9 protein-coding genes are annotated in these 13,906 nt (G+C 35.5%); 6 read left to right on the forward strand and 3 right to left on the reverse strand.

Going from position 1 to position 13,906, the window contains the following annotated elements; all coding sequences use genetic code 11:
- Window positions 1-235 precede the first annotated feature (235 nt).
- The 5 genes from ACP6PM_RS25520 to ACP6PM_RS25540 all read left to right on the forward strand — a co-directional run bounded on the left by ACP6PM_RS25520 (window position 236) and on the right by ACP6PM_RS25540 (window position 5,759).
- Window positions 236-1,270 carry an ABC transporter substrate-binding protein gene (locus ACP6PM_RS25520; protein ID WP_426589641.1) on the forward strand — a complete coding sequence of 345 codons (1,035 nt, stop codon included), beginning with the start codon at window positions 236-238 and terminating at the stop codon, window positions 1,268-1,270.
- A gap of 218 nt (window positions 1,271-1,488) precedes the next feature.
- On the forward strand, window positions 1,489-2,061 hold the full coding sequence (locus ACP6PM_RS25525) for a TerD family protein (RefSeq protein ID WP_426589643.1): 573 nt from the start codon (window positions 1,489-1,491) through the stop codon (window positions 2,059-2,061).
- A gap of 628 nt (window positions 2,062-2,689) precedes the next feature.
- The gene (locus tag ACP6PM_RS25530; RefSeq protein WP_426589645.1) at window positions 2,690-3,436 is read left to right on the forward strand and encodes a class I SAM-dependent DNA methyltransferase; all 747 of its coding nucleotides are present in this window, start codon (window positions 2,690-2,692) and stop codon (window positions 3,434-3,436) included.
- Between the two features lie 81 nt (window positions 3,437-3,517).
- Window positions 3,518-4,354: an FkbM family methyltransferase gene (locus tag ACP6PM_RS25535; RefSeq protein WP_426589647.1), complete on the forward strand. Its 837-nt coding sequence runs from the start codon at window positions 3,518-3,520 to the stop codon at window positions 4,352-4,354.
- A 199-nt stretch (window positions 4,355-4,553) separates the two neighbouring features.
- Window positions 4,554-5,759 (forward strand): TauD/TfdA family dioxygenase, encoded by a 1,206-nt coding sequence (locus ACP6PM_RS25540; RefSeq protein ID WP_426589649.1) that lies wholly within the window; start codon window positions 4,554-4,556, stop codon window positions 5,757-5,759.
- A gap of 272 nt (window positions 5,760-6,031) precedes the next feature.
- Here the strand turns inward: ACP6PM_RS25540 and ACP6PM_RS25545 are convergent, their stop codons facing one another.
- From ACP6PM_RS25545 to ACP6PM_RS25555, 3 genes are all read right to left on the reverse strand, one after another.
- On the reverse strand, window positions 6,032-6,670 hold the full coding sequence (locus tag ACP6PM_RS25545) for a transaldolase family protein (protein WP_426589651.1): 639 nt from the start codon (window positions 6,668-6,670) through the stop codon (window positions 6,032-6,034).
- A gap of 800 nt (window positions 6,671-7,470) precedes the next feature.
- Window positions 7,471-8,130 carry a SanA/YdcF family protein gene (locus ACP6PM_RS25550; protein WP_426589653.1) on the reverse strand — a complete coding sequence of 220 codons (660 nt, stop codon included), beginning with the start codon at window positions 8,128-8,130 and terminating at the stop codon, window positions 7,471-7,473.
- A 1,155-nt stretch (window positions 8,131-9,285) separates the two neighbouring features.
- Window positions 9,286-10,530, reverse strand: coding sequence for a quinone-dependent dihydroorotate dehydrogenase (locus tag ACP6PM_RS25555; protein ID WP_426589655.1), 1,245 nt, complete (start codon window positions 10,528-10,530; stop codon window positions 9,286-9,288).
- Window positions 10,531-10,739: 209 nt separating this feature from the next.
- On the opposite strand from ACP6PM_RS25555, the gene ACP6PM_RS25560 reads away from it, so the two are divergent.
- Window positions 10,740-13,751, forward strand: coding sequence for a GAF domain-containing sensor histidine kinase (locus tag ACP6PM_RS25560; protein WP_426589657.1), 3,012 nt, complete (start codon window positions 10,740-10,742; stop codon window positions 13,749-13,751).
- Window positions 13,752-13,906: the final 155 nt, after the last annotated feature.

Consider the following 13,906-nt stretch of genomic DNA (forward strand, 5'->3'; position numbering starts at 1 on the left):
ATGTTTGTTGAAATACGTCTAAATTTTTCTTAGATAATAAATAAATATCTTTTGATAAACCGAAGATATTACCATTATATTCAAGCCCTATTAATAATATTATTGGTTGAGAATTGAGGAAAGCAACTATATAATTAAATAAGCATGTATCTAATAATCTTATGTTACTTCTTATATTAGGATTCAAATGAATATTCGTCATAAAATTCTACATCAAACAAACCTATTAAAATAGATGAATTATATTAGTCGTCGTCAATTTATTCAGTATAGTAGCCTAGCTATTGGCAGTGGTATATTAACAAGTTGTGCTAGTGCTAATAACTCCAATTCAGTAGCTAAAACTGACAAAAATCTTGACAAAGTTACTTATGGAACTAACTGGTATGCCCAAGCCGAACATGGAGGTTTTTATCAAGCAATTGCTACAGGAATTTATGAAGATTATGGTTTAGACGTCACTATTAGAATGGGAAATGCTCAAGTGAATGGAACTCAACTATTAGTAGGAGGTGCAATAGACTTTTATATGGGATTTGGTATCGAAGCAATTAGTTCTGTAGAAGCAGGAATTCCTACTATTACAGTTGCAGCTATTTTCCAAAAAGATCCCCAAGTATTAATTGCTCATCCAGGAGTAGGAAATGACTCTTTAGAAAAACTAAAAGGCAAGCCGATTTTAATATCATCTTTAGCTGAAAAAGGCTATTGGCAATTTCTCAAAACTAAGTTTGGTTATACAGACGAACAGAGACGTCCTTATAATTTTAATGTAGCTCCTTTTCTAGTAGATAAAAATGTAATTCAGCAAGGTTATCTAACATCAGAACCTTTCACAATTCAGCAAAAAGGAGGCTTTGAACCAGTAGTTATGTTATTAGCAGATGCTGGCTATCAACCTTATGCTACTACGATAGAAACAACAAAAGAAATGGTAGAAAAAAATCCCGATTTAGTTCAGAGATTTGTCGATGCTTCTATCAAAGGTTGGTATAGTTATTTAGAAAATCCCGAACCAGCAAATCAATTAATTAAAAAAGATAATCCAGAAATGAAAGATGATTTATTAGCTTATAGTTTAGAGAAAATGAAAGAATATGGTATTGTTATTTCTGGAGATGCTGTCACAAAAGGTATCGGTGCTATGACAGACCAACGCTGGAAATTATTCTTTGATAGTGTAGTAGAGGCAGGAGTAATGAAGCCAGATACTAACTATAAAGAAGCTTTTACTTTACAGTTTGTTAATAAAGGAGTAATGGATAATTAATAATTAATAATTATTAATTAATTATTAGACATCTCCAGAAAAGGTTCTCAAACTTTTACCCTGATATTCAAAAATCGGGATTTTTGGAGAAGTCTATTCGAGATAGTTTTCATTATCTATTAATGAAGCTGAGAGTTGAGAGCTAATGGTTGAATACTTACCAGTAAGTTATTTTGACAACTAATAACTGATAACTGATAACTGAAAAGAGGTAAATTATGTCTATTAATCTCAGTAAAGGTGAAAGAGTAAATCTTTCCAAAGAATCTCCTAATTTAACACAAGCTGGTATTGGATTAGGATGGGATGTAAATACTACAGATACAGGTTCTGCATTTGACTTAGATGCTTCTGTATTTATGTTAGGAACTAATGGCAAAATTCCTACAGAAAAATACTTTGTTTTTTACAATAACTTAACATCACCAGATACTTCAGTTAAACATTCAGGAGATAGTAGAACAGGAGAAGGTTCGGGAGATGATGAAGTAATAGAAATTGATTTAACAAAAGTAGACCAAGCTATTCAAGAAATACTATTTGTAGTAACTATCCATGAAGCAGATGCCAGAAGACAAAACTTTGGACAGGTAAGAAATTCTTTTATTAGAATCTACGATATTACTACCGGAGAAGAAGTAACTAAATATGAATTAGAAGAAGATTTTTCTAGAGAAACCGCCTTGGAATTTGGCAGACTTTATCGCAAAGATAATGATTGGAGATTCCAAGCTGTCGGACAAGGTTATAATTCTGGTTTACAAGGATTTGTTGATAAATATGCGTCTTAGCCTAAATTGTAGAGAAAATTAGGTAAGAGTAGCCGACTTAGTTTTTCTTAAGTATTGACTTCTTAAGTATTGACTAGATAGTTTTGGTTAGTGTAAATTTTAAGTCTCATTGATACTTGAAAAAGTATAATTTCAAAGGCAGTAAAGTTTGATGGATTCTTATCTCATAAGGAAATACAAAGTGTCAGAACAATACGGAACACCTTTATATATGTAAAATTTCAGCCAAATTGGGCTTCGAGATGCTAAACTTTGGCAAAATATGGGTATAAATTTCAGAATACTCTATACTCCAATACGGTTCAGTTAAGGATTTTTTTGACAGTTCTGTAGTCTGAAAAGCCTATCTAATGGTTCCATATCATAGGAGTTTTCGTCTTAAATGAACCGTATTGCTCTATACTCTAGAATCGAAATACTAATTTAACTATCTGCCAGAAGTTGGCTCAATCTGGCTCAATCTAAGATGTGAGGTGGAGCTTATTAGTTTAATCACAATTTGACCAATTTTGCCATTCACAATTATCAGGCTGATGTGGTATATCAAGGTAGAACGATCGAGTCAATTTGTTCCTATGGAAAAGTGAACAACTTTTTCATAATTAACTTATGAAAACTAGAAACAGATATGCAGAAAGTCGATTTTGAGATACAATTACCAGAAACTGAAAGGGTTCGCAACTTACCAATCCATGAAGAATACTTTTGGTTTAAGCAAAATGGCACAAAACGCAAACTGCGGTTACACGACTATGTAGATGTGTACCAAATTCCCTATCTCTATGAGCATCTGATGGAAAAGTTGGACAGCAAATCCCATACTGTCCTGACTTCTTTATTGGTTAAACAATTTATCCAAGCAGGTGGCACAGTTGAAGATATGGTAGTCCTAGATATCGGTGCAGGAAGTGGCTTAGTAGGCAAAACTCTAGCTGACTTAGGAGTGAAATCAATTGTGGGAATTGATATTCTTCCTGAAGCAGCACAAGCAGCTCAAAGGCAGTATCCTGGAATTTATGAGAACTACTATGTTGAGGACTTGACCAAATTAACGGAAATGACTAAGCAGGAATTAAATGCTCGAGAATTTAACTGCCTAATTTGTTGTTCAGCTCTTAGTCAAGGCCATGTTCCGGCTGATGCTTTAAGCGTAGTTTATAATCAGGTTGCCCCTAATGGATTTATTGCCTTCAATGTAGCCCAGTATTTCTGGGAAGATAATACTGAGAATGGGTTTCGGCAACAGCACTCTTGGGTAGAAGATAAAGCTGTTTTTGAGGTTATGCAGATGCACCCCTACCGACACAGATTTTATACAGACGGACGCCCCCTAGAATATTTAGCTATTGTCGGTCGTAAGCGGTCTAGTTTCTAGAAAACTAGCTTTCATAAGGTCTCGGTCTCAGTTGGTTGCGACCGAGGATTAATTAAATAAGTAGAAAAAAGGCAAATGGAAATGCTAGAAAACTTCAAATCCCAAGGTGAAGTGATTAGTAAAATACTGGATTTAAAAAAGAAGATATGGTCAGGGTATTTTGCAGAGCCAAAAATCAAGAAAAATTTTGAGTCAGAAATCTCCTATGACTTCCTAGTTTACGACCGATTATTACGCAAGTATAATTGTCAACCTCGCGGAGCTTTATATCTGGGCGGACATAAAGGGGAAATGCTGTTAACATTAGTTTTATTGGGATTCAAGAAAATTTTAGTAGTTGAGCCACAACCGGAATTGTTTGAGCAACTTCAAGAGAGAGTTGCTTTAATAAATGAGTTTATCAGTAGTTATGACAGTCTGATTGATGGTGAGCAAATAACCTTAATTGAGGCTGTTCAATGTGGGGTTGGCGCTCTTAACAGTGAAGCAAAATTTTATATTACATCAAAATCACAATTAAGTTCACTCTTCAAACCAATAGAAGAAGTTATCAATGAGGAAACTATTTATTCTGAGAGTAAGGTAAGTATCGATAATCAGATCGTTGTACCGATCAAAACGGTTGACAGCTTAATAGAAGAATCTTCTGGGGATGTATTAGAGTTTAATTTTTTATATATGAATATTCAAGGAAGCGAACTACAAGCTTTGGAAGGCGCTCAAAAAACACTTCCTCACCTAGATTCAATCTATCTGGAAAAAAATCTGACACCTCGTTATCAAGATAGTCCTAAACCTGAAGAAATAGACAATTACTTACTCAAGCATAATTTTGTTAAAGCTTGGGGATACCTTCTGTCAGACTATGGCGTTAGTTATGACTTTTATATTAATAAGAAAATAGGGAATAGGGAATAGGGAATAGGGAATAGGGAACAGGGAACAGGGAACAGGGAACAGGGAACCCACCCCTTACCCCTCCTGGGAGGGGAATAATTGATAATTTCTGTGGAATAATTGATTTGATTTTTTATTATTGGAGATGTCTAATAAAACTAAAAACGAATAGTTCCAAAAGTAGTCTTCCACAGTAAATATATAGATAGTTAGCGCCAAAATGATATCAACAAACTTAAGTCAGGATAATTCTAGCAATTTAGTGTTTTCAAATGAAACTTTGCAAAAGTCAGAAACTTGGGAAAAGTTAAAAGAACTTCATATCTTAGGAGAAATCAAACCAGGAGACAGGATATCGACAGAAACTGGAGAGATAACAAATACCTTGAGTCGATTAGCTAAAATGTTTGCTGGAGAATATCAAGTCATTCAGAAGACTCTTGCTGATGGAAATTTTCAACAGGAATTGCTCAGAATATCTCCCCCGATCACAGCCAACATTTGCTATGAAATTCCAGAATCAACGGAACAGTTAGCAAGTCAGCTCAAAGAATACGGTCATATCTTAATTAGAACAGGTAAACCATTGGATCACGATGAAATTGTTAAGTTGATAGGAGGAAGCAAAAAGCTGATGAATTATAGATATGGGAATCAGGAGCGCAAACAAATTCCTGGTTCCACCTATTTGAATGTTACGCCTTGGCAGAAAGAAATGGATATACTACCCCACAATGAATTAACTTATCATACAGAGTTTCCTCAGAATGTTTGTTTCATCTGCAAGCAACCTGCTGAATATGGAGGTGAGACAACAATATATGATTGCCAGCAAGCTTTTGCTAATTTATCTCCCAGTTTTCAAAAGGAAGCGATAGAAAGGAATATAATTTTTGCCAAAAAATATGTTAAACAAATAAACCACGGGAAATATAGTAGTTGGCAACAGATGTTTGATGAAAACATGACTGCGGAAGAGGTAATCGCACATTGGACTAAATTGGGATATACTTGTTTGTTACATCAGGAATCAGAAAATGGAGAAGTAATAGATATTGTAGAGACTCAGATAGAGCGACCAATTGCTTATAATCACAATGGCAAAACTTGTTTACACTCAAGTATTGTGGGAGTTGCTGCTTATTGGTATCGGGAAATATGGAAGGATAAGGAACCGCAAGTGATTCTCAGATTTGAGAATGGGGAGTTATATCCGGAGGAGCGAGTCCAAGAAATGGAGGAGGCGATTAAATCAGCACGGATATTCTATAATAACTGGCAAGAAAATGATGTGTTAATTTTGGATAATCCGAGAATAGCTCACGGACGACTTCCTTTTAGAGGCGATCGCGTAGTTGGTGTATTGATGGGAGGAAAAGGGAGTTTTGAATTTCAAGAGAATGGTTGGGTAGTTGAGGAAAAATAGAACTAGATATTTCCTCAACGGTCTAGTTTCTAGAAAACTAGCTGTCATAAGGTATTGGTCTCCATAGACTGAGACCGAGGGTTAAATTTCGATTCTTGTACAGTAGGTTGCAAATTATTAAAAGCTAGGTAATATTAGGAATTTTAGCTAATGGAAAACTAGGGGATGGATTATCATTTTTCAGTCTAGGGGCAAGCTTTTCATAAACTTTTAAATTTCTATATTTATCCTCAATAATAAGCTACCTCCTACAGGTATTTTACGCTCGCAAATTAATACATAATCCCTCGTCCTTTTTCATTAAACTCTTGAAAAGTTTGTTCTGATAACTCCTGGGTAGTCATTGCCTGCAAAACAGAAAATGGTAATGTCAGATGATTAGCACCCGCTAATAAAGTTGCCACAGCTTCATCAGGAGATTTTACACTCGCTGCTAAAATTTCTGTAGCGCTACCTTCAACTACCTTTGCCATCTCTCGCACTAACTTTAAACCATCCCCCAATAGTCTAGTCGCTCGGTTAACATAGGCGATCGCATATTTAGCACCTGCTTCTACAGCTACTACTGCTTGAGCTGGATGATATATCCCGGTAACCGAACAGTTAATATCTTCAGACAAATGAGATACAACTTGAAAACCAGTAGCAGTTGCCGGAATTTTCAGAACTATTTTGTGACCAATTAATTTTGATGCAGCTTTCGCTTCTGCTATCATGTCATCAAAGTTAGTAGCAGTAAGTTGATAATATAATTCTCCAGAAACAATTTCTGAAAGTTCCTTTAATGTTGCTTCTGGAGACAGATCGCTTTTTGCCAGCAAAGTTGGGTTAGTTGTCACCCCAGATATCCAACCAAATTTACTGGCAACTCTTGCTTCTGTTACTATTGCTGAGTCAAGGTAAAGAACCATTTTTTCCTCCTCTTAAAAATTATCAAAAAATTAATCTGGAAAACTTGAGATAAACACAGTTTCTCTGACTGGAAAATTAAGATATAAAGCCTCTTATACCAAGGGTCATTTCAGTTATCAGTTATCAGTTAGCCTCCTATGGTCGGAACTGCGCAATTCAGTACCTCTGCAATAAGGAGGCTTGACATAAGGAATATTCTCTTTTCTCTTGGTCGATTGCAGGCCAGCGAGGAAACCCGCTCTTGCAGAGCCGCTTCGCGACTTGAATTGCGAAGCGTTAACGCACGTTGTGCGGAACGCTAAACGCCATCCCATCCTAGGTTATGCTCTGCAAACGACCGCTTTTTATCCCCTTAAAAAGGGAGGCTTTAGACCACAATCTTTCGGTAAAAAATGATGCTATATCATGGTGAAACTTCAATTATTAAGTCATTAATACAGGCAAAATGACCTTTTTGATAATTAGCACCCCAGGAGCGTGTTAATTATTCTGTTTGTCCTGCATTGTAATGAGGTAATTATTAATTATAGCAATGTGCGCTGGCATCTTTACACATTATTTTTTGTAGACCTTTTCGCTTACTGCACTTTGAACTCGAAGTTGTAAATATCTGAGCGCTCATTGCTATATTAGAGTTGTCGCTAAATAGATGAAAAAAATCGCTCAAATTAAGAAACAGTAATAATTCCAGGCGTTTCTATCCATGAATATCTAAAATCCTTATATGACAAGAGTTTGCCAGTTTTTTTGAGTTATAAAGCGACAAGTCTATTAATAATTAATTATTAATAATTAATTATTAACTAATCCCCTCAAAAGGTCCTAAAAAAGTTGGTTTAGGGCGAGTAATATGAACTTCCCATAATGCTTTTAATACTGCCAAAACTTCACGCAGAGAATAACGTTTCATAGAATCATTTCTAAATTTTCCCCAATCTGGTGTACCTAAACCTAGAGCATCTACTCCTAGTTGACGACAGGTATAAACTGCACGAGGTAAATGATAGTTTTGAGTTACTAAAACTGCTTGGGTAATCCCAAATATTTCTTTTGCTCGATAACAACTTTCATAAGTGCTAAAACCAGCATAATCTAGAGTAATATCTTCAACAGATACACCATGATTAATAGCATATTCTTGCATGGCTTTTACCTCATTATAATTAGGGGTGCTATTGTCGCCAGTCATCAAAATTTTTTTAATGCTACCAATGTTGTATAAATTAACTGCTCCTTGTACTCGGTCAGCTAACATTGGTGTGGGAGTACCATCTTCCCAAACTCCTGCCCCAAAAACTATGGCAATAGGTTTAGCTGGTACTTCTTCTGGATTTTTGTAGCGATATTTGCTTGTAGCTACTTTGACGTAAAAGTTTAAAACCAGAGGAATTAATAGTATTGTTAATACTATTAACGAGAAAATTAAGCGTTGATTTAGTAACAATAATTTAGGTAACATAGGCAATAATTAATCAAAAAAATAATACTAATTAAATGGATAAGATTGATGAAAAATTAGGATTTCAAGTAATAGTAAAAGGAATGATAAGTAGTCTAAGAGAAAAAAAGGGATTTATTTCATTAATGGATAATGGATAATTACCTCTGGTTAAAACCGTACGGGAATTGAATATAAGGAAATATCCTAGCACTTTTCTCGCATTGGTGATTGGATATGGCGTTTAGCGCTCCGCACAACGGGCGTTAACGCGCAGCGACATGAAAAGTGGAGCGGCTCTGCACTCTTCGGGAAACCTCGCCATCCCATCCTAGGTCATGCTCCGCTTTCCGACTGCTCTCTTGGTCGATTGGAGGCTAGCGTTTCGCTGCGCGACATGAAACGCGAAGCGTCCCGGAGGGAACGGAGACCTCGGCATCCCATCCTTCGGAATGCTCCGCTTTCCGACCACTTTTTCCCCTTTATTGGGGAGGCTTTAAAGGGTGAATTATTTAATTAATAATTATTAATTATTCGGTAAAGGATGGTTTTGGGTCTCGTGAGAAATACTATCAATCTGGCCGCCATAACTCCGATATCCTTTTCCTGGCTCTACTTTAGAGACTGTTTGTAAAATAAGTCTTAACAGAGCAAATAATGACTAAAATCTAAAAGCGGTAGTACTTCAAGAGATTGAAATTTCCTAGATACCAGAGGTTTAAAGGTACATATATTCCCAGATTTTTAACTTACAAATAGTTGTCTTGATTTCTTCCTCCCTCCATACCTATTCCCTATTCCCTGTTCCCTGTTCCCTGTTCCCTATATCCTTTTTATATTTCCTTTACAAACAGTCTCTTATACTTTGTCATATACCTCATTTTTTCTTCCACACCCTACTTAACAGAAAATAGATGTTTTTGCATCCCTATAATAGTTATTAACTATTCTCAGTTCATAAATTCCCAGATCCAGTTTTTTCAACTTTCAGAATTAACTTATCTAGAAAAAAATCTGGTAAAATTCCTGATTTTTTTGATTTTGTTCAGTGATGAAAGTCTACAATAAAAGTCAAATATATTACGATATAAAAAATTATAAATTCATCTTTAATTTAACTTTTAATTTATAGAAATTGAAACACAAGTTAGGAAATTTATAAATTATCAAACTCAGTCAGAGATTATTTTTGACTTTTGCCTTGGGCGTAGCGCTATACTTCTGATGTGCTAAACCAACAGCTTCAGAAATAGAATTTAATTCCTCTTCATCTAACTTTTGTAGTAATCCCTGAAGAATTTTTTTGACAATTCCCGGTCCTTGATACACCCAGCCTGTATAAACTTGAATTAAACTTGCACCTGCAGTAATTTTATCCCAGGCATCTTGCGCAGTAAATATACCACCTACACCAATAATTGGTAATTTTCCCTCTGTTTCTTGCCAGATGAATTTAATTATTTCTGTCGATTTTTTGGTTAATGGTGACCCACTAATTCCACCCGCTTCTTCAGTTACAGCTTTACCTGTTGCGGGAATAATTTTAGTTTTTAATCCCTCACGATTAATAGTTGTGTTAGTGGCAATTATACCAGATATTTGATATTCTTTAATGATGTCTAGTATTGAGGCGATCGCTTCAGTTTCTAAATCAGGTGCAATCTTAACTAAAAGGGGCTTAGTTCCTTGATTTTCTCCTTGCAAAAATGATAAAATTTTACTTAAGTTATCGGTATTTTGTAGAGAACGTAATCCCGGAGTATTAGGAGAAGATACATTAACAACAAAATAATCTCCCCAATCTTTTAACAATCGAAAACTATCTAAATAATCTGTTGCTGCTACCTCTAAAGATGTTATCTTAGATTTACCAATATTTATACCATAAGGAAAGAAAGAAGGAGGAATAAAAGAATTATTTTCTTGTATGCTTAGACCCCCTAGATTGTTTTTTGCTTGACCTTGTAATCTTATAGCTAGAGCAGCAGCTCCTTGATTATTAAATCCCATTCGATTCAAGACAGCCCAATCTATTGGTAAACGAAACAATCTTGGTTGAGGATTTCCTGGTTGTTCATGGAAAGTGACTGTACCAAGTTCAGCAAACCCAAAACCTAATCGAGGCCAAGCATTAATGGCCACACCATCTTTATCATATCCTGCGGCCAAACCTACGGGATTTTTAAAGTTTAATCCCCATAAAGTTTGCTCTAGGCGAGTATCTTCAAAACAGAAGAATTTCTCCATCATTGTCTGAAGCCTACTTATCGTTTGAGAGTCGGAGTGAGTATCCATAAAACTGAGAATATTTAGGAGTCGATGATGTACCCATTCTGGCTCGGCTTTTAATCCAGAAAATAGAATCGGAAGTACGACAGAACGATAAATATTTAACACTTGATTCTGAATAGTAGTTGACAATTAAAAACTCAAAATTAAAACTCAAAAACCCTAAATTGTATAATCTTGAGGTTATTGAGATTTTGCTGATGAGAGAACAATAGTTAGTTCGTTTTATTAATATATCATTTACTTGGTTGAATATCTAAATAATTAAGAATCAAATAAACTTTTATAATCTCAAATAAATATTATTTATACAATTGAAATTAAGTTAGGAGAAGCAATATATGTTCAAAAAAAATAAATCAGAAAAAAAAGACAATAATCTGATTGATATAGAAAGTATAATTAGGACAATAAGAGAAGAAGAAGACATTGATTTTGCCATCAAAAAAATTATCATTTATCTACAGTCAGAGTTGGAATTTTGTTTGATTTGGGTGGGTTTATATGACAGATTAGGAAATAAAATAGTTGGCAAAGGAGGAATCACTCCTAATGGTGAAATTTCTATTCTCAAACAAAAATTTACAATTAGTGAGGGAGATGTATTAGAACAAGTATTAATGGAAGGTAAAGCACTTAAAATAGCTGACTTAAGCGCTGAAAAGCAAGTAGGGGGATGGGTTAAAATAGCTCAAACCTATCACGTTAAAGGAACGATTTTATTTCCCATATCTTACAAAGAAACATCTTTTGGCGTTGTTTTAATGGCTTCACAAAATAGGGGCATATCTCTAGACTCAGGAGAAAAAGCACTACTATCTTTAATCTGGGGAGAATTGGGGTACACATTAGACAAAATACAAAAAGAATGGCAACAGAAGCAAACTAAACGACCCGATGAACCCATACTCTCATTACTTTCTCAATTAGGAGAATTAACAACCCTAGACCAACGTCTGGAAGCAGTTGTAGAAATCACTCATAAATTTTTGCAGCCATCCCGCACAAATATTTACTGGTATTATCCAAATGGTCGCTACTTCTGGCGTCGTGCAAGTAATCGCCAAGTAATCGTAGAATGGAGTGACTTCAAACGTCCTGCTTCTGGTATTACACTGCAAGATTTAGGTGAGTTATATCAGATATTAGTAAAAGGGAAAATTGTTTGTGTCGGAGAATATTACAGCTCTGTAGACAACGAGATTACTCAACTACTGCTCCGACAAATCAAAGCTCGTTGTGTATTAGTAGCACCTATTATCTTAGAAGACGAACTATTAGGGTTTATCACTATAGAAGAACAACACAACCGTCCGTGGCAAGATGATGAAAAAAACTATTTGCATGGAATAGGTCAACTGGTAGCTTTAACTTCTCCCCTATCAGAAATGAAAGACAAAATTTCCCAAGCCAAAATAGATCAGACTTTAACTGCAGGGATAACTCGGGCTATTTATTGTGATGATGGCTGGCACAAAACTATCCGAACAACGGCGGAAAAACTATCTCAACGTTTAGGTGCCAAATATTTTATGTTAGCTATTCGCAAGAAAGACCAGTTTGAAGTTATTTATCAAAATCATTCTATTCAAAGTCGAATAATTACAACTCCTCTACCCTCTCTTAGCAAAGAAGATATGACGTTGATAGATCGACACACCGAAGTAGTAGGAATTGAAAATTGGTCAGAGAATCATATATTGGTTGCTTGGCAGGAAAATTTTGAGAAACTAGGAGTACGCTCTCTGCTATTGTGCAGCACAAGAGGAACTAGGAAACAGGAGGAAGAAGAATCTGCTATAGACTATCAAGACAATGAGTACGATCGACCCGAAGGAATCGTAATTATTGGTTATGATGCTCCTCGCAGTTGGAATCGCAATGAGCGAGAATTGGTGCAAATTGCTAGTCAACAGTTAGGTTTTATTTTGCATCAAAGAGACATGAATCAGCGAATTAATCAGCAACAGCAATATATCCAATATTTGCAGTCTGGTTTAACTGCTTTGCAACCCACCACAATACTCGGAAATCCCACAAAAGTATTGATTAACTCTTCCAACTCCTCATTTTTGCAAGAAATTAAAAATTTGGCACCAGTCGGAGAACAAAGTGTATTAGAAAATTTATCCCTAGATCATCTCGAACGTAGTTTTATCCAATTTATTGCTCAAGCAATTATGGAAATAGGAGAGATCAATCCGCAAACTGTTCCCCTAGTTGCTTTGCTTGCTTGGTATCCTGCGTCGCAAACAGGCAGAATTATGAGTTATAGTTATGCCGACTCTAATATTACTAGCACTGGCAAAATTTCCATTCCTGTTCGCACCGATGTTTGGATTCAACAAATACTTTCTAGCAATGATTGGTTGCATTTGAATGTAAGTGAAGTGCCAGCTAAAACTTTGCGGTGGCTAAATATTTTTGATAGTGGTCAGGTTGTAGTAACTGCTTTGCGTACTGCTGCTGAACATCAGCCAACAGGTATATTATTATTGGGCGATCCCCACAGAATTTTATGGCAAAAAACAGAAGTTTTGCAGTTAGAAAATTCTCCTGCTAAAACTTTGAAAAATTTACTAACTACTTTGGTTTCTCAGTTTGCCTGGTCACGTCGCTATTTAATTGTCAAGACTACTTTGGAATCTCAGCGAGAAGAATTAGAGTGGTTGAATTGGTATAAACAAAGGCGTTTAGAAGAACTTTACCGTACTGTTGGTTCTGGTTTTAAACAGTTAACTGAACTAAATAATATTCCGGCTGAAAATTCTACTCAACAAAAAGATATGCTAGCCAATCTACGTTATCAGCAATTACTACGGCAAATTGGAAATGTTTTATCATCTACTACCTCATTATTGAAAGAAGAAAAATGGCGTTTACAGGCAAATTATGACGTTGTATCTGTGGCTAATTTGTTGAGGCGATCGCTGACTCGCATTGATTCTCAACTCAAAAAAAGACAATTACAATTAGAAGTTCATCGGGAAGGAAATTTAACTATTTATGGAGATAGTATTAAATTAGAATTGGTTGTATATGAGCTTTTGATTAGTGCTTGTCGTCGTTCTACAACAGGAGGAAAAATCGATATTAAATGCCAGACTTTAGATGAAGAATGGCTAGAAATTTCTATTCTTGATGAAGGAAATATTAATCCCCAATTAATTGCTGAATTTAATGCTGGTTCTATACCTGATATATTAGAATCTTCTCCTCTAGTTACACCCCCAGGCAAACATTTGATTATCTGTCGGCGAGTCATGCAACAAATGGGAGGCAATTTTGAGCTAGAGTTGGGCGAAGGTGGTTTAGTAGAAAGTCGGTTACTGTTACCTTTAGCTCATATTTGATTTGACAATAGGGAATAATATCAAATCTGGTTGAATACTTATTATATGGTTGGGAGAGATGGGGAGATGGGGAGGTAGGGAGGTAGGGGGATTAAATATTGTATAGATAGAATTATAAACATATATTATATAACTGGATTCTATATGACTCCTAA

It is taken from the genome of Dapis brunnea BLCC-M229 (assembly GCF_050015995.1).
Taxonomy (GTDB): domain Bacteria; phylum Cyanobacteriota; class Cyanobacteriia; order Cyanobacteriales; family Microcoleaceae; genus Trichodesmium.

Bases quoted from the DNA above. Each gene is read 5' to 3' on its own strand.
- ACP6PM_RS25520 (WP_426589641.1), top strand. From the start codon at position 236: ATGAATTATATTAGTCGTCGTCAATTTATTCAGTATAGTAGCCTAGCT.
- ACP6PM_RS25525 (WP_426589643.1), top strand. From the start codon at position 1,489: ATGTCTATTAATCTCAGTAAAGGTGAAAGAGTAAATCTTTCCAAAGAA.
- ACP6PM_RS25530 (WP_426589645.1), top strand. From the start codon at position 2,690: ATGCAGAAAGTCGATTTTGAGATACAATTACCAGAAACTGAAAGGGTT.
- ACP6PM_RS25535 (WP_426589647.1), top strand. From the start codon at position 3,518: ATGCTAGAAAACTTCAAATCCCAAGGTGAAGTGATTAGTAAAATACTG.
- ACP6PM_RS25540 (WP_426589649.1), top strand. From the start codon at position 4,554: ATGATATCAACAAACTTAAGTCAGGATAATTCTAGCAATTTAGTGTTT.
- ACP6PM_RS25545 (WP_426589651.1), bottom strand. From the start codon at position 6,670: ATGGTTCTTTACCTTGACTCAGCAATAGTAACAGAAGCAAGAGTTGCC.
- ACP6PM_RS25550 (WP_426589653.1), bottom strand. From the start codon at position 8,130: ATGTTACCTAAATTATTGTTACTAAATCAACGCTTAATTTTCTCGTTA.
- ACP6PM_RS25560 (WP_426589657.1), top strand. From the start codon at position 10,740: ATGTTCAAAAAAAATAAATCAGAAAAAAAAGACAATAATCTGATTGAT.